This is a genomic window from Grimontia kaedaensis (assembly GCF_023746615.1).
Classification (GTDB): domain Bacteria; phylum Pseudomonadota; class Gammaproteobacteria; order Enterobacterales; family Vibrionaceae; genus Enterovibrio; species Enterovibrio kaedaensis.
Window position 1 is genome coordinate 186,545 of record NZ_CP082275.1, and the last position, 16,483, is coordinate 203,027.

The following is a 16,483-nucleotide window of genomic DNA, read 5'->3' on the forward strand; positions in this document are numbered from 1 at the left end:
CGCAATTCAATATCTAGACATATAGACGTCTATATGGATGTCGGCTTTAAAGGATTTTTCGGTAAGATGTTGCCGAAGTAGGGAGACGTTATGGGATATTCACACGCCAGCCATTTGGATGCACTTAATCAAAACCTTTCTGATTTGAACGGCGATATCAATGTTTCGTTTGAATTCTTCCCACCCAGCTCTGAAGCTATGGAGCAAACGCTTTGGGCTTCGGTGCAGCGTCTGAAAACCCTAAAACCTAAATTTGTTTCCGTGACTTACGGTGCGAACTCCGGTGAGCGTGACCGTACCCATGGCATCGTGAAAAGTATCAAGCAAGAAACCGGTATTGAAGCTGCACCTCACTTGACTTGTATCGACGCGAGCCGGGATGAACTGCGGGAAATCGCACGTGATTACTGGAACAGCGGCATTCGCCACATCGTGGCCCTGCGTGGCGATCTGCCAGAAAAAAGTCAGAAGCCGGATATGTACGCTGCAGATTTGGTAGAGCTCTTGAAAGGCGAAGCGGACTTTGATATTTCTGTCGCAGCTTACCCGGAAGTTCACCCTGAAGCGAAAAGTGCGCAAGCAGATTTGATAAACCTTAAGCGTAAGGTTGATGCTGGTGCAAACCGCGCAATCACCCAATTCTTCTTTGATGTAGAAAGCTACCTGCGTTTTCGTGACCGCTGCGCCGCAGCAGGTATTGATGTTGAAATCATCCCTGGTATCTTGCCTGTATCGAACTTCAAGCAGGCTTCGAAGTTTGCCAACATGACCAACGTGCGCATCCCTGCTTGGATGTACAAGCAATATGAAGGTCTGGAAGACGATGCGGTAACCCGTCAGATGGTTGGTGCGAGCAACGCTATCGACATGGTGCGCGTATTAAGCCGCGAAGGTGTGAAGGATTTCCATTTCTATACCTTAAACCGTGCAGAGCTAACCTACGCGCTTTGCCACACTCTGGGTGTACGTCCTACGGCATAAACGACATTTCAGCGAGCCAGAAACAAAAAAACCGTCGCATTGCGACGGTTTTTGCTTTCTGGAAAGTCCTTACTGAGCAGCGACTTTCTTGCCCATCGACATGTTTTCCATGGCGTTGAGTTCAAACAGGACTTCCTCTGCCCACGTCAGCCATGCTTCTTTGCGAAGAATGTTGCGGCGCAGTGTCAGTCGCTCCAGACGGCCTTCACGAGTCAGCAGAGCGGTATCAGCGTAGTTGCTGCGCTCCATGTCTCGGTATTGACTTAACTGCAAGCGGCTTTCGTCCATCAGTGCGTGCATATGTTCGATCATTGGGGTGGGGTCGAATATGCTGCACGTTAGCAGTTTTGCAGAAACTTCATCGCGGTCAGTGGGATGTTTTGCCGGCATTAAGAACCACTCGTAGAGGCTCTGTCTGCCAATGTCCGTGATGGAGTAGACCTTTCTGTCCGGTTTGCCATCCTGTGGTTCTAAACGACAACTCACTGCGCCCATATCGGCGAGCTTATTGAGTTCACGATAGACTTGTTGGTGGCTGGCTTTCCAGAAGTGCCCGATAGCATTTGAAAACTCTTTGGTTATATCGTAACCAGTTGCATCACGATGGCTTAGCACCGTGAGTATTACGTGCGGTAGTGACATCTCTTCTATCCAAAATCTTAAAAGGCGATCCTTAGCCCTGGGATGCCGCTCTTTGGCGAATTTATTTTTTCCACAACACTGGGCGGATCGACACGTTTTTCGTTGCCGAACATACCTTGCCTCTTGCCAACAATGCACCGAAAAAACGCGGTGCGAAAAGCGCAGTATGAAGACACTTAAACGGTTATTTATACTTCGGTGTTTTGCCTATACCTTTGTCACGATAACGTCACGAACAGGCAAGAAAACATATTAATAACATTATCAATGCAACAACAATCGAAAAAGACTCTCGAAAAATAAAAAAGGCTGCAACATGGCAGCCTTTCTTAATTTTGAATCAATTTCTCATTTATCCGGTATTTCGCATACCAGCAGCAATACCTGCGATGGTCACCATCAACGCTTCATCTAGTTCAGTATTTTCCTCTTCTGTAGCACGTGTACGGCACAGAAGCTCAGCCTGAAGCATATTCAGCGGTTCAACATAGATGTTACGCAGACGGATAGATTCGGCGCCCCAAGGGTTCTGTTCCATCAAGTGGTCGCTGTTCTCAACCATTAGTACCGCTTTGATGTCTTGCGCCAAACGGTCACGCAGCTCATCACCCAGTCTCCAAAGAGATTCATCCACCAGTTTCTCATCATAGTATTGAGAAATAGATGGGCTGGTCTTAGTGAATACCATCTCCAGCATACCTAGACGGGTTGAGAAGAATGGCCACTCGCGACACATTTCTTCAAGGAACTTGAGGTGACCGTTATCGATAGAGAACTGAATCGCCTGACCAGCACCCAGCCACGCTGGCAGCAGCAAACGGTTCTGGCTCCATGCGAAAATCCATGGGATAGCACGAAGGCTCTCTACGCCACCATTTGGGTTACGTTTAGATGGACGGGAACCCAATGGCAGTTTACCCAGTTCCAACTCTGGTGTTGTCGCTCGGAAATAAGGAACGAAATCTTCGTGGCCACGAACAACGCCACGGTAAGCTTCACAGGAAACTTCGCTTAAGGTTTCCATCAGGTCGCGCCATTCCTGCTTAGGTGCTGGTGGTGGCAACAGATTCGCTTCCAGAATTGCGCTGGCGTACAGATTCAGGCTCTGTATGGCAACGTCCGGTAGACCCAGCTTGAAGCGAATCATCTCGCCCTGCTCAGTCACGCGAAGGCCACCTTTCAAGCTGCGTGGTGGTTGGGACAGTAGTGCAGCGTGCGCAGGCGCGCCACCACGACCAATAGAACCACCACGACCGTGGAACAGCACCAGATCGACACCGGCGTCTTCACACAGCTCAACCAGTTGCTCCATAGCTTTATATTGGGCCCAACCCGCCGCCATCACACCTGCGTCTTTGGCGGAGTCCGAGTAGCCAATCATGACCATCTGGAAATTTTGTATAAAGCCGCGGTACCAGTCGATGCTCAGCAGTTGGCTGATCACAGACTTGGCATTGTTGAGGTCTTCCAGGGTTTCAAACAGCGGACACACGTCCATGCGGAACGGACAGCCCGCTTCTTTCAGTAGAAGGTGAACCGCCAGCACGTCAGATGCTGTGCGTGCCATGGAGATGACGTAAGCACCCAGCGCTTCACGAGGCTGCTGTGCAACGATACGGCAGGTATCCAGCACTTCCTGTACTTCATCAGAAGGCTCCCAGTCACGAGGCAGCAAAGGACGCTTAGAGCTCAGCTCTCGAATAAGGAACGCTTGCTTGTCCTGCTCGCTCCACTGGCTGTAGTCGCCCATGCCCAATGTGCGGGTCACTTCAGATAGCACATTCGCGTGGCGGGTACTTTCCTGACGGATATCCAGCTTAATGAGGTTAACACCGAAGGTGCGGATACGACGCAGCGTGTCAAGCAGCAGACCATCAGCGATAATGCCCATGCCACATTCATGCAGCGACTGGTAGCACGCATGCAGCGGTGTCCATAATTGGTCAACGTTGGTGAGGATGTCTTTTTCATCGCTACGGCGGCCATGGATTTGGGCATCCAGATGATCCAGGGTGTTGGTTAGCGTCTTGCGCAGCGATTTCAGGATAGCTCGGTAAGGTTCGTGCTCATCACCAGCCATGGCGCGAACAACGTCATTGCAGCGCGTCATCGACAGTTCGCTGATGAGCTCCTGAATATCACCCAAATAAAGATCAGCGGCTTTCCAACGGGATAGCAACAGTACTTCACGAGTGACTTCTGATGTCACGAACGGGTTACCGTCGCGGTCTCCGCCCATCCAGCTTGAGATCTGGATGGGCGAAGCTTCAACGGTCAGACCACGGCCAAGGTGACGCTTCATCTTCTGGTCAAACTGACGCAGGAATTCCGGTACAGCTTGCCACAGACTGTTTTCAATCACCGCATAACCCCATTTGGCCTCATCAAGCGGGGTTGGGCGTTGCTTACGGATAACGTCAGAGTGCCATGCCTGGGAGATCAGTTGTTCAAGGCGAAGTTCTGCTTTATCTCGCTCGCTGGAAGAGAGGTCGCCAAGTTCAAGTTTGGACAAACATTTGTTGATTTGAACCAGCTTATGAATGGTAGTACGACGCGCGATTTCCGTCGGGTGTGCTGTCAGCACAAGTTCGATCTTCAGGTCATCAACGGCTTTATCTCGCTCACCGTCAGAGACGTCTGCGTTTTGCAGTCGCATAAACAGATCGTCCAGTGAGTCAGGATTACATACCTGCTCTTCACAGTGGCGAGAAACAGAATGGTACTGTTCAGCGATATTGGTGAGGTTGAGGAACTGGCTGAATGCGCGCGCTACAGGGAGTAGTTGGTCATTCGGCAGGCTTTGCAGCACATCGATCAGCTTGGCGTGATCGTCTTTATTACCCGCAGAAGCGGATTTAGAGAGCTGACGGATCTCTTCTACTTTGGCCAGCAACTCTTCACCGTGGGCACCTTTAATGGTGTTGCCCAGAAGGTGACCGAGCATGCTGACATTGCTCTTTAGAGCGTCATACTTGTCATTCATAGTGCGTCCGTTTCGTAACTTTGTTACATCCAAATTGCAATCGTAATGGCTCAATCTAGCCAATGAGTGGCATAAAGGTCAATCACCCACTCTATTATTTCGCCGCATTTTTTTGTCTATCCCTTGAACAATAAGGCATTACAGAAGTTGTAACAAAATTACATTTAAAGCACTGGGTTTAGGCAAAAACGCTAGCCTGTCGCAGGTGGGTGACTTTATTTTAAACAGACTGTTGACATTAGTCATTTATCACGCTAAAAATCACATATAAATTCATTTAAAATGAATAAACAATTATAATTCGCCAAAAAAGCTCATGGAAGCAGCGAAAAGGTACGATACGAATATGGATAAGTTCTCAAACCCCCTTCTCCAGCGACGACGCCGACGTTAAATACGTTGGGCGTATCTGCCCCTCCTGCAGCTGAGCGAGCTGAATGCGCCATCATTCAACCCAAAGAAATAAACGGATTTTTCATGTTAAAGACAGTGATTGTCGGTGCAAGTGGATACACAGGTGCCGAGCTGACCAAAATGGTATTTCTTCACCCTGAACTCGAGTTATCAGGCCTGTATGTCTCTGAAAACAGTGTGGATGCGAACAAATCTATCGGTGATTTGCACGGTACTCTGAAAGGTCTGGTTGACCTTCCACTTCAGCCTCTTAAAGATGTCAGTGCTGTCGCGAAAGCTGCAGACGTGGTGTTGCTGGCAACGGCTCATGAAGTCAGTCACAACATTGCACCAACTTTCTTAGCTGAAGGCTGTAAGGTCTTTGATTTGTCTGGCGCATTCCGCGTTCAATCTGACAGCTTCTACACCGACTATTACGGCTTCGAACACCAATACGGCGAGTGGCTGGAAAAAGCGGTTTATGGTCTGGCAGAGTGGAACGAGGCAGATATTGCAAAAGCCGATTTGGTTGCAGTGCCTGGTTGTTACCCAACGGCTTCACAGTTGGCGTTGAAGCCATTGCTGGATGCAGGACTTATCGACACCCAACAATGGCCAGTGATCAATGCGGTAAGCGGTGTGTCTGGTGCGGGTCGCAAAGCTTCTATGACCAACAGTTTCTGTGAAGTTAGCCTCCATGCCTACGGTGTATTCACCCACCGTCACCAACCGGAAATTTCTACTCACTTGGGATGTGATGTGATTTTCACACCACACCTTGGCAACTTTAAGCGTGGCATTCTCGCGACCATCACTGCCAAATTGGCAGAAGGTGTCAGTGAAGTGCAGGTCACAGAAACGCTGGAAAAAGCATACGAAAACAAAACTTTGGTTCGCCCATTGGGCGCGGGACAAAGTGCGAAGCTGCAATCAGTTCAAAACACCGGATTTTGCGATATTGGCTGGTCTGTGAAAGGTCAACACGTGATTCTGACGTCAGCAATCGATAACTTGCTGAAAGGTGCCGCCAGTCAGGCGATACAGTGCATAAACATTCGCTTTGGATTCTCGCCGCTCACGGCGATTGTGTAGGAGAGTGGTAATGAGTTTACGTCCTTTGGTAGTCAAACTGGGTGGTGCAGCGCTGTCTTGCACAGAGACTCTGGATAAATTATTCGCGTCAATCAGCCAGTATCAGGCTTCTGCGCATCGCCAATTAGTGATTGTTCACGGTGGTGGCTACCTCGTTGATGACTTGATGAAAGCGCTGAACCTGAAAGTCGAAAAAAAGCAGGGTTTGCGAGTTACTCCAAAAGATCAGATCAATGTGGTCGCGGGTGCACTGGCAGGTACGGCCAATAAACTGCTCCAGGGCGAAGCAATAAAATGTGGCATTAACGCAGTCGGTCTGAGTCTGGCTGACGGCGGCTTATGTAAAGTGACCCAACTTGATCCCGAGCTTGGCAATGTGGGCAAGGCAATACCGGGCGATTCTTCCGTCGTACAAGCGATTTTGTCAGCAGGCGCAGTGCCAATCATCAGCTCTATCGGTATTGATGCCGAAGGTGAACTGATGAACGTGAATGCGGATCAGGCGGCAGTAGCAGTAGCAGCTGCATTGGATGCCGAACTGGTTCTGCTGTCAGACGTGAGTGGCGTATTGAATGGCAAGGGCAAACTCATGCCAACGCTTGATGAGAAATTAGCAGATGAATTAATTGAAAGCGGCGTGATCACTGACGGCATGATCGTCAAAGTGAAAGCGGCGTTTGAAGCGGCAAACGCATTGGGGCGTCCCATTCAGGTCGCGAGCTGGCGTTACCCCGAGAAGCTCGCTGAGATGTTCGGTGGCAGCAATATCGGTACCCGTTTCACCGTATAAACAACACAGAATTTATTAGTCGTTACCGCCTGTACTGACCGTCAGAGCGGTGAACATGGAGAAGTTAAAATGAGCGATATCAAAAAGGTAGTACTAGCATACTCTGGCGGTCTGGATACGTCTGCGATCATTCCTTGGCTGAAAGAGAACTATGACTGTGAAGTCGTGGCATTCGTTGCCGATGTGGGCCAGGGCGAAGAAGAACTGGTTGGCATTGAAGAAAAGGCGATCGCTTCGGGTGCGTCAGCGTGTTACATCGCTGACCTGAAAGAAGAAATGGTTGCTGACTACATCTACCCAAGCCTGAAAACCGGTGCGGTTTACGAAGGTAAATACCTGCTGGGGACGTCAATGGCACGTCCAATCATCGCAAAAGCACAAGTAGAATGTGCGCTGGAAGTTGGCGCAGATGCACTGTGTCATGGCTGTACCGGTAAAGGTAATGACCAGGTGCGTTTCGAAAGCGCGTTTGCTGCGCTGGCACCGCAACTGAAAGTGATTGCACCTTGGCGTGAGTGGGACCTTCGTTCTCGTGAAGCCCTGCTGGATTACCTGGCAGAGCGCAACATCCCTTGTACTGCAAGCCTAGAGAAAATCTACAGCCGTGATGCAAACGCATGGCACATCTCCACCGAAGGTGGCGTACTGGAAGATACCTGGAACCAGCCAAACGAACTTTGCTGGGTATGGACTGTGGATCCAGAGCAGGCACCTGACCAGTCTGAAACCGTTTCTCTGTTGATTGAAAAAGGCGAAGTGGTTGCTGTAGACGGTGAGCGCTTGAGCCCATACCAAGTACTGACCACGCTGAACGAGAAAGGCGCGCGTCACGGCGTAGGCCGTATTGATATCGTTGAAAACCGTCTGGTGGGTATGAAATCCCGCGGCTGTTATGAAACTCCGGGTGGCACCATCATGATGGAAGCCCTGCGTGGTGTTGAGCAGCTGGTTCTGGACAAAGATTGCTACGAATACCGTGAAGAAATTGGCCTGAAAGCGTCTCACCTTATTTATGATGGCCGTTGGTTCACACCGCTGTGTAAGTCACTTCTGGCGGCAGCAGAATCACTGGCTGAGCCAGTAAGTGGTGAAGTAGTAGTGAAACTGTACAAAGGACAGGCTACAGTAGTGCAGAAGCGCTCGCTCAACAGCCTGTACTCCGAAGAATTCGCGACTTTCGGTGAAGATGACGTATACGATCACAGCCATGCTGGTGGCTTTATCCGTCTCTACTCGCTGTCGAGCCGTATTCGTGCGCTGAACGAGAAAAAACAAAAATAAACAGCAGCTGGAAGCAATAGAGTTTTAAGGAGAAGTAAGTATGGCGTTATGGGGCGGAAGGTTTAGTCAGGCAGCAGACACGCGGTTCAAGCAGTTTAACGATTCGTTGCGTTTTGACTATCGCCTCGCGGAGCAGGACATCGTAGGTTCAATTGCCTGGTCAAAGGCACTGCGCTCAGTGGGCGTTTTGTCTGAGATTGAGCAGCAACGCCTCGAGCTTGCACTGAATGAAATCAAGCTGGCTGTGATGGAAGATCCAGAGCAGATCCTGCGCTCTGACGCTGAAGACATTCATAGCTGGGTCGAGCAGCAACTGATTGCTAAAGTAGGCGATTTGGGTAAAAAGCTGCACACTGGTCGCTCGCGTAACGATCAGGTGGCGACTGACCTTAAGCTTTGGTGTCGTCAGCAGGGTCAACAGCTTCTCCTTGCACTCGATAAACTGCAAAACCAGATGGTAAAAGTCGCGGCAGAGAATCAGAACACGGTACTGCCGGGCTACACTCACCTTCAACGTGCCCAACCAGTGACATTTGCACACTGGTGTCTGGCTTACGTTGAAATGTTCGAGCGTGACTACTCGCGCTTGAGCGATGCACTGAACCGCTTGGACACCTGCCCGCTGGGCTCTGGTGCTCTGGCAGGGACGGCGTATCCGATTGATCGTGAGGCATTGGCTCACAGCCTGGGTTTCCGCCGTGCAACCCGCAACAGTCTGGACTCTGTTTCTGACCGTGACCATGTGATGGAGCTGATGTCTGTGGCATCGGTTTCTATGCTTCACCTGTCGCGTATGGCGGAAGATCTGATTTTCTACAACTCAGGCGAGTCCAACTTTGTTGAGCTTGCAGACGCGGTGACCTCAGGTTCATCCCTGATGCCACAGAAGAAGAACCCGGACGCGCTTGAGCTTATCCGTGGTAAGACGGGCCGCGTTTATGGCGCCATGTCTGCGATGATGATGACAGTGAAAGCACTGCCGCTTGCATACAACAAAGACATGCAGGAAGACAAAGAAGGGCTGTTCGACGCGCTCGACACCTGGTTTGACTGTATTGAAATGGCAGCGCTTTGTTTTGATGGCATCAAAATCAACAAAGATCGCACGCTGGAAGCCGCGATGCAGGGGTACTCTAACGCGACTGAGCTTGCGGATTACCTGGTTGCCAAGGGAATTCCTTTCCGTGAAGCGCACCATATCGTGGGTGTCGCTGTGGTCGCCGCCATTGAAAAAGGTTGTGCGCTGGAAGAGTTGTCTCTTGAGGACATGAAGCAGTTCTCGCCAGTGATTGACGAGGATGTTTATCCAATTCTCACCATTGAATCCTGTCTTGAGAAGCGCTGTGCGCTGGGTGGTGTGGCGCCGAATCAGGTGGAATACGCCATTAGTCAGGCAGAGAAGCGTTTGGAGAAACGTTACTCACCAAGCGTGAAAGTACGTGGCGCGCGTCTTACTGACCTCGATGCGATTGAAGGCATGGTAGTTTACTGGGCGGGACTGGGTGAAAACCTACCGCGTGAACGTAATGAACTGGTTCGTGATATAGGCTCGTTTGCCGTTGCGGAGCATCAGGGTGAAGTGACAGGTTGTGCGTCGCTCTACGTTTATGATTCAGGCCTTGCGGAAGTGCGCTCTTTGGGCGTGGAAGCTGGCTGGCAGAATCAAGGGCAGGGCAGCGCGATTGTTCAACACCTGCTGAAAAAAGCGAGTGGCATGGCCATCAAGAAAGTGTTTGTGCTGACCCGTGTACCAGAGTTCTTTATGCGTCAGGGCTTTATTCCAACCTCTAAATCTTTGCTGCCTGAAAAGGTGATGAAAGACTGTGACCGCTGTCCACGCCTTCATGCGTGTGATGAAGTGGCACTGGAGTTTACCTTTGATCAGGACAGATTGATTGCTAAAGCCAACGTGGCGTAAACAGGTATAGAATGAATAAAAACCGGCTTAGGCCGGTTTTTTTGTGTTTTATAGTCGCTATTTTTTGGGCTCGGGCGCATTCATCCGAAACGGCATCAGAATGAGATGAAGGGAGAGCAAAATTGCGCTGGCACCTGCACCAAAGAGCAGGGTGATGGACTCTATCGATTTCGGTGTGTCACTAAACCCGATAAACCACATTGGCCAAAGCACCAGATTCATCACGGCAAGTTGAATCATGCAACGTTTGCAGCGGCCGAGTTTGGCGCGAATAGTGAGAGAGGCGTCTTTGCAGAATCGGCAACTCATGGATAGCAAGCCCAAAAATATCAACTTGTTGCAGCCTACAAAGAAAAAAGCCCTCCGTAAAGGAGGGCAAACCACAAACTCTTGGGGAGAGTGAGGTGAACGTGCAAGTTATGCAAGCAAGGGGATTAACACTGTTATTGGTATTGGGTTTTAACAGCCTGGACCGCAATCCAGGCAGTGCTTGATCATTTCAGGACCTAAGTGCAGCTTGGCGTTCAGGTCACGCAGTGCGGTACGTACGCCTTCTTCAATCACTGGGTGATAGAAAGGCATATCCAGCATCTGTGAAATGGTCATTTGGTTTTGGTGTGCCCAAGCCAACAGGTGCGCCAGATGTTCTGCGTTTGGGCCCATCATCTCTGCGCCAAGGAAACGACCGGTACCCTGCTCGCCGTAAACGTGCAGCACACCTTTGTTTCGCAACATGACACGCGAGCGGCCTTGACCTTCGAACGACACCACACCGGTTTCGAAACAGCCACAGGTGCCAAGACGAGCGGTGATTTCTTTGTAGGTTTCACCCACCATGGCGATTTGTGGATCAGAGAACACAGCAGCGATTTTGCTTCGGCGCAGACCGGCTCGGATATCAGGGAATCGACCTGCGTTGTCACCGGCGATTCGGCCCTGATCCGCTGCTTCGTGAAGCAATGGGATCTGGTTGCTCGCATCTCCTGAGATGAAAATCGACGCGACACTGGTTTGCATGGTGTATGAGTCAGCCGTTGGTACACCGCGTGCATCCAATTCCATGCCAGTATTTTCAATGTCCAGCTTGTCGACGTTAGGACGACGGCCGGTGGCTGCCAGCACGTAGTCCACTTCCACACGCTGTTCCTGACCTTGTTTGTCGAGGTAACGGATATGGACTTTTTCACCCTCGCGCACCATTTCTTCGACTTTAGCGTCAGCGTCCAGATAGAACTCCTCGTTGAAGGCTTTATCTGCGTAAGCCATCACCGTTGGGTCAGTTAAAGGACCTACTTGACCGCCAACACCGAAGACTTTTACTTTCACGCCAAGGCGATGCAGCGACTGACCAAGCTCAAGACCGATAACGCCTGGACCAAATACAGCGACAGATTCTGGCAAATCATCCCAATCGAATACGTCATCGTTCACGATCAGACGGTCACCCAAATCATTCCATGGCGCCGGCCATGTTGGGCGTGAGCCCGTCGCAATCACAATGCGTTTTGCTTCGATGCGGGTGTGGTCGTCTACGACGAGAGTATTGTCGTCAATAAACTTGGCGTAACCAGCGATTTTGTCTTCTGCCGGGATGTCATCAACACCTTCGAGAACAAAGCCAACGAAACGGTCGCGCTCACGTTTCACACGATCCATCACTTCGCGGCCATTGATTTTAATTTCACCTTGAGGATGCACGCCAAAACCCGGCGCTTTTTCGATGTGGTGAACGGCTTCAGCAGCGGCAATCAGAAGTTTCGATGGCATACAGCCAACCCGCGCACAGGTCGTGCCATAAGGACCGCCTTCGATGATCACAACATTGTCGGCGTGTGCTTTGGCTGCGCGGTAAGCACCCAGACCTGCGGTTCCTCCACCAATGACAGCGACATCTACATTCAAGGTTTTCATTGTTATTCTCCAGCTAAATCCGGTGACAAGCGTCGATAATGTTTGGAATTAAGTAGGGCAGCCTAAGCTGCCCTTTTCGGTGTTATGCGAAGTACGCTTCCAGCTCGTCGCTGCCACCGATGTGCTTACCGCCAATGAATACTTGAGGCACTGTTGCTCTGCCGCTTACTGCTCGCAGGCTCACAGTGGTTGCATCCTGACCCAGCACAATTTCTTCAAACTGTAGCTTGTTATCAATCAGCGTTTGTTTTGCCTTTGCACAGAAAGGACAACCTGGTTTGCTGAATACCGTAATTGATTCTTGCAGTTTATGGTTCGGCGCAATGTAGCCAAGCATGGTGTCTGCGTCAGACACTTTGAACGGGTCGCCCGGCTCGTTTGGCTCGATGAACATCTTCTCTACCACGCCGTCTTTCACCAGCATGCTGTAGCGCCATGAACGCTCGCCAAAGCCCAAATCGTCTTTCGCTACTGCCATGCCCATGCCACGGGTAAACTCTGCGTTACCGTCTGGAATGAAAGTAATGTTTTCTGCTTCCTGGTCTGCTTTCCAAGCGTTCATCACGAACGTATCGTTTACAGACACACAAAGAATGTCATCAACACCGTGCTCTTGGAACACTGAGTACAGCTCGTTGTAGCGAGGCAGGTGCGTTGAAGAACATGTCGGAGTGAAAGCACCTGGCAGGCTGAATACAACCACCGTTTTACCGGCAAATAGCTCGTCAGTGGTCACGTTTACCCACTCATCACCCTTGCGAGTTGGGAAGGTAACGCTTGGTACTTTCTGACCTTCTTTGTTAATAAATTCCATGGTAATACCCCTTAAATAAATTTTGTTTTTCAGTTCTTTAATCCGGTGTTCCCGGTTGATGTGTTTATATTAGGGCGAAAGGGGTAGATAGTTCTAATTGATTGGGTTTATCATTTTAATAAGTAAAATCTATCAAAGAGGTTTGGTGTGAATATTCGCGATCTCGAATATCTGGTGGCTCTGTCTGAGCACCAGCACTTCAGAAAGGCAGCGGAAGCCTGTTTCGTCAGCCAGCCAACATTGAGCGGCCAGATCCGCAAGTTGGAAGATGAATTGGGTGTGGTGCTGCTGGAGCGCACCAGCCGAAAAGTGCTGTTCACTGACGCTGGCATGCAGCTTGTCCGTCAAGCACAAAAAATCCTGATGGAAGTGAAAGTGCTGGAAGAGATGGCAAGTCAGCAAGGCGAAGAAATGGCGGGGCCGCTGCACATTGGGTTTATTCCGACTGTCGGCCCGTATCTGCTTCCCCATATTGTGCCAGCGCTGAAAGAGGCATTCCCAGAGCTTGAACTTTTCCTTCACGAAGCACAGACCCATCAACTTGTGCAGCAGTTGGAAGAGGGGAAACTGGACTGCATTATTCTGGCATCCGTTAAAGAAACTGAGCACTTTAAGGAAATCCCACTGTATCTAGAGCCGATGTTGCTGGCGTTACCGGAAGGTCACAAGTGGTCAAAGGCTGAAACCGTGCCGATGGATGACCTTCGTGGCGAAACACTGTTGATGTTGGCGGATGGGCACTGTCTTCGCGATCAGGCGATGGGCTTTTGTTTTGCAGCAGGCGCGAAGGAAGACTCGCGTTTCCGTGCGACCAGTCTGGAGACCCTTCGTAACATGGTGGCGGCAGATACGGGGATCACTCTGCTGCCGAAGCTGTCTGTCCCTGAGAGTATGCAGCGTGATGGTGTGGTGTATGTGAAAGCCGTGGATCCTGAGCCTCAACGCTTGATCACCTTGGACTACCGTCCCGGTTCGCCGCTGAGAGCCCGCTATGAAAAACTGGCGAAAGTCATTGCTGATGCCATGGGCAAAGTCTGTAATCCGATAGGCTAACTTCGCGAGACCAAAAGAAAAGGCGCCCAATGGGCGCCTTTGTCGTTCTCGGAGGGCTTAGAAAAGCTCTTCACCTTCAGACTCGTAAATATTTCCGCTACTGGCGGCGGAGGATACATAGTCGGTTGGCTCGGTGCCCTTCTCAAAGAATTCGAACATTGAGCTTGCGTCATTCTTGCGGGTCAGCAGGCCAGTGTCGCGATCAATACGCACTTTTACGATGTCAGATGGCACCACTTTGCGCTGTGCTGGTACGTCGACCAACGCATCAACCATAAAATCGATCCAAGCGGGTTGCGCAGTTTTTGCTCCCGCTTCCGCACCGGAGATCTGGGAGTTATCCAGATTGGCGTTGCGGGAGGTTCTGCCGAGTTCACGTGAGTGATCATCAAACCCAACCCATACTGTTGCCACCAGACCCGGTGCAAAGCCGCTGTACCACGCATCTTTGGAGTCGTTGGTAGTACCCGTCTTGCCGCCAATATCGCGTCGGTTAAGCGGTTTTTGCGCGCGCCAGCCTGTACCGTTCCAGCCAGTACCCTTACGCCAGTCGCCGCCACCCCAGATGTTAGCTTCCATCATTTCGCGGGTCAGGAAGGCATTTTGCTCACTGATGACCTGTGGTGCGAATTCTGGCTCGTTTTCCATGGATGCGGTTTCATCCAGCAGATTTTCCTCTTCCATTAGGTTATCTGAGCTGAGTTTAGACGTATTACTGTCACAATTTTCACGGCAGATAGTTTGTGGGTGAGCAGTGAAAAGCAGCTTTCCAAACGGGTCTTCAACTTTGCTGATGAAGTAAGGCTTAAGATAGTAACCGCCGTTGGCAAACACACTGAAGCCTTGGGCTACTTGCATTGGCGTCAGGCTGCCAGCACCCAAAGCCAGGGTTTCAGAGCGCGGCAGTTCTTCATGTTTGAAGCCAAAGCGGGTCAGAAAGTCGATAGTTTCATCCAAACCCACTTTGCGCAGCACGCGGACGGCCATGACGTTTTTAGACGTTGCCAGACCAATGCGTGCCCGGGTCGGGCCAATGTATGTCGGTGGAGAGTTTTTAGGACGCCACGCTGTTCCTTGACTTGAGTCCCACTTATTGATGGGAGCGTCATTGATCAAAGTTGCCAGTGTCATCCCCTGATCCAATGCAGCAGAATAGATAAACGGCTTGATAGCAGAACCTACCTGACGAACTGACTGGGTCGCGCGGTTGAACTTGCTGTGAACGAAGTTAAAACCACCCACCAGTGCTTTGATAGCGCCGTTTTCTGGTGACATGGCCACCATGGCTGTGTTGGCATCCGGCACCTGACTCAGGTGCCATGCATCGTCAACCTTGCGCACCCAAATTTGCTCACCAACAGCCAGAATATCCGCTGCTTGCTTCGGTGCAGTGCCTTGACGGGTGTCTGTCCTATAGCGGCGTGCCCACTTCATTCCATCCCAAGGCAGCATTGCGGTCCCACCGCTTTGCAATTCAACTTCGGCTGCTTTTCCGTCGATCTTTATAACAACAGCCGGATTGAGCTCACCATAAGTAGGTTGTTTCTTCAGGTGTTTGGCAATCTTCTCTGCATCCCATGGCTCAGCACCATCTTTCCAAAGTGTGGCCACTGCACCGCGATAGCCGTGACGTTCATCATAAGAGAGGAGGTTGTTGATCGCGGCTTTTTCTGCTGCGTTTTGCAGACGTGAATCAAGCGTGGTGTAGACCTTTATGCCTGATTCATAAACATCTTCGCCGTATTGCTCAACCGCCCAAGCACGTGCCATTTCCGCCATGTAAGGTGCGTTCAATTCGATTTCTGCGCCATGGTAGCGGGAAACAATCGGTTCGTTTCTCGCCTGCTCGTACTCAGAGCGGGTGATATAGCCTTCATCCAGCATGCGCTTAAGCACCACATTACGGCGGTTGGTCGCACGTTCTACCGAATAAATCGGATTCATTGTGGATGGGGCTTTTGGCATGCCTGCAAGAGTGGCGAGTTCACTAAGAGTCAGATCTTTAAGGTCTTTACCAAAGTAAACGCGCGCGGCAGCACCAAATCCATACGAGCGGTAACCCAGAAAAATTTTGTTGGCGTAAAGTTCCATTATTTCCTGTTTGGTTAGCAATTGCTCGATGTGGATCGCGATAAATATCTCTTTGATTTTACGCATAACCTTCTTTTCGTTGGAAAGGAAGAAATTACGCGCAAGTTGTTGGGTGATGGTACTTGCACCCTGTTTGGCGCTTCCTGACATGGCCACAACAATGGCGGCACGGGTAATACCGATAGGGTCGATACCTGGGTGGTCATAAAAGCGGCTGTCTTCAGTCGCGATCAGGGCGTCAATTAGATCTTGTGGAATGTCATTGTAAGTGACTGGAATGCGTCGCTTTTCACCAAACTGGGAAATCAGTTTTCCGTCTGCGCTGTACACCTGCATTGGCGTTTGCAGTTCAACATCCTTGAGTGTGGCAACATCTGGTAATTCAGGTTTTACATAAACGTAAAAACCAAAAATTGTACCCACTCCAAGTAATATGCAAATTATTGCAAAGGTAAGCAGTCGCTTAATGAACTTCACTTGATATTTCCCGTAAGTTTTCAGTCGAGTCGTTCAAACCATTAGTGCTCGTAGTAT

At 50.4% G+C, this 16,483-nt stretch carries 12 protein-coding genes; 6 read left to right on the plus strand and 6 right to left on the minus strand.

Translation table 11 applies throughout. The annotated features are described in order from the left end of the window. The first annotated feature begins 90 nt into the window (after nucleotides 1-90). The gene (metF, locus tag K6Q96_RS00920) at nucleotides 91-981 is read left to right on the plus strand and encodes a methylenetetrahydrofolate reductase (protein WP_002535250.1); all 891 of its coding nucleotides are present in this window, start codon (nucleotides 91-93) and stop codon (nucleotides 979-981) included. Between the two features lie 69 nt (nucleotides 982-1,050). Here the strand turns inward: metF and K6Q96_RS00925 are convergent, their stop codons facing one another. Both K6Q96_RS00925 and ppc read right to left on the minus strand, forming a co-directional pair. Further along, nucleotides 1,051-1,623 (minus strand): PadR family transcriptional regulator, encoded by a 573-nt coding sequence (locus K6Q96_RS00925; protein ID WP_251877136.1) that lies wholly within the window; start codon nucleotides 1,621-1,623, stop codon nucleotides 1,051-1,053. Nucleotides 1,624-1,975: 352 nt separating this feature from the next. Next, complete coding sequence (ppc, locus tag K6Q96_RS00930) at nucleotides 1,976-4,606, minus strand: phosphoenolpyruvate carboxylase (RefSeq protein ID WP_251877138.1); 2,631 nt, start codon at nucleotides 4,604-4,606, stop codon at nucleotides 1,976-1,978. A gap of 477 nt (nucleotides 4,607-5,083) precedes the next feature. On the opposite strand from ppc, the gene argC reads away from it, so the two are divergent. From argC to argH, 4 genes are all read left to right on the plus strand, one after another. After that, nucleotides 5,084-6,091 (plus strand): N-acetyl-gamma-glutamyl-phosphate reductase, encoded by a 1,008-nt coding sequence (gene argC, locus K6Q96_RS00935; protein WP_251877139.1) that lies wholly within the window; start codon nucleotides 5,084-5,086, stop codon nucleotides 6,089-6,091. A 10-nt stretch (nucleotides 6,092-6,101) separates the two neighbouring features. Further along, entirely contained in the window at nucleotides 6,102-6,881 is a 780-nt protein-coding gene (gene argB / locus K6Q96_RS00940; RefSeq protein WP_251877141.1) for an acetylglutamate kinase, read from the plus strand. Nucleotides 6,882-6,950: 69 nt separating this feature from the next. Beyond that, entirely contained in the window at nucleotides 6,951-8,162 is a 1,212-nt protein-coding gene (locus K6Q96_RS00945) for an argininosuccinate synthase (RefSeq protein WP_002535244.1), read from the plus strand. A gap of 40 nt (nucleotides 8,163-8,202) precedes the next feature. Continuing rightward, nucleotides 8,203-10,080: an argininosuccinate lyase gene (gene argH, locus K6Q96_RS00950; protein WP_062667000.1), complete on the plus strand. Its 1,878-nt coding sequence runs from the start codon at nucleotides 8,203-8,205 to the stop codon at nucleotides 10,078-10,080. Between the two features lie 57 nt (nucleotides 10,081-10,137). Here argH and K6Q96_RS00955 read toward each other — a convergent pair whose 3' ends face one another. The 3 genes from K6Q96_RS00955 to K6Q96_RS00965 all read right to left on the minus strand — a co-directional run bounded on the left by K6Q96_RS00955 (nucleotide 10,138) and on the right by K6Q96_RS00965 (nucleotide 12,805). After that, nucleotides 10,138-10,389 (minus strand): DUF3624 domain-containing protein, encoded by a 252-nt coding sequence (locus K6Q96_RS00955; protein ID WP_251877143.1) that lies wholly within the window; start codon nucleotides 10,387-10,389, stop codon nucleotides 10,138-10,140. Between the two features lie 150 nt (nucleotides 10,390-10,539). Next, nucleotides 10,540-11,991 (minus strand): dihydrolipoyl dehydrogenase, encoded by a 1,452-nt coding sequence (locus K6Q96_RS00960; protein WP_251877145.1) that lies wholly within the window; start codon nucleotides 11,989-11,991, stop codon nucleotides 10,540-10,542. Between the two features lie 82 nt (nucleotides 11,992-12,073). Further along, a complete protein-coding gene (locus K6Q96_RS00965) occupies nucleotides 12,074-12,805 on the minus strand; it encodes a glutathione peroxidase (RefSeq protein ID WP_251877147.1) in 732 nt (243 codons plus the stop codon). A 147-nt stretch (nucleotides 12,806-12,952) separates the two neighbouring features. Between K6Q96_RS00965 and oxyR the strand changes: the two genes are divergently transcribed. Further along, nucleotides 12,953-13,858, plus strand: a complete 906-nt coding sequence (oxyR, locus tag K6Q96_RS00970; RefSeq protein WP_251877149.1) for a DNA-binding transcriptional regulator OxyR — start codon at nucleotides 12,953-12,955, stop codon at nucleotides 13,856-13,858. Nucleotides 13,859-13,915: 57 nt separating this feature from the next. On the opposite strand, the gene K6Q96_RS00975 is transcribed toward oxyR, so the two are convergent. Continuing rightward, nucleotides 13,916-16,426 (minus strand): penicillin-binding protein 1A, encoded by a 2,511-nt coding sequence (locus tag K6Q96_RS00975; protein ID WP_251877151.1) that lies wholly within the window; start codon nucleotides 16,424-16,426, stop codon nucleotides 13,916-13,918. Between the last annotated feature and the right edge of the window lie 57 nt (nucleotides 16,427-16,483).